Origin of the sequence: Photorhabdus sp. S10-54 (genome assembly GCF_963878145.1) — a bacterium.
Taxonomy (GTDB): Bacteria; Pseudomonadota; Gammaproteobacteria; order Enterobacterales; family Enterobacteriaceae; genus Photorhabdus; species Photorhabdus kayaii.
Map to the genome: position 1 here is coordinate 1 of NZ_CAWNXG010000183.1, position 487 is coordinate 487.

Annotated in this window: 1 pseudogene; it reads left to right on the top strand. The window is 36.3% G+C overall.

The window, feature by feature from the left end:
* Positions 1-332 (top strand): annotated as a pseudogene (locus AACQ83_RS24445) (hypothetical protein); the annotation flags it as partial.
* Positions 333-487 lie beyond the last annotated feature (155 nt).

Here is a 487-nt window from a genome sequence, read left to right on the forward strand (position 1 = left end):
CTAAGGATTTGAATACACTCCGTGATCAACAAAAAGTTGCGCTTAGAGCCTGGGCTTGGGTTTCCGGTGAAAGTGAAGAGAGTGTTTTTGCTGATCAGTCTGTTTACCATAATATCAAAATAAAAAGTTTCAAAATGAAACCAATTAATTGGGATGACTACAGAGTGAAAATAATGAATCAGGGAAGAATGGTCAGGTTGGTGAATAAATCAGACCCAGAAAGTTCCCCAATATCCTACTATTACATTGATGAGGAAGATGGAGATACGATTTTGGCTACCGTTGCACCAATCTTTTCATTAATTAATGGCCGTTTTGTTCAGGTAATTTAATGGGTAGCAATATCGGGTTATTTGACCCGATATTTTCTCTTGATGGGAAATGCAATAAAAATCGGTGATATCAGTTCAGCATTTGTTGATTGTAAAGAGACACTGGGATTGTGGATTGGGTTAATATTAAAGTTGAATAATATTCCACTTATCAC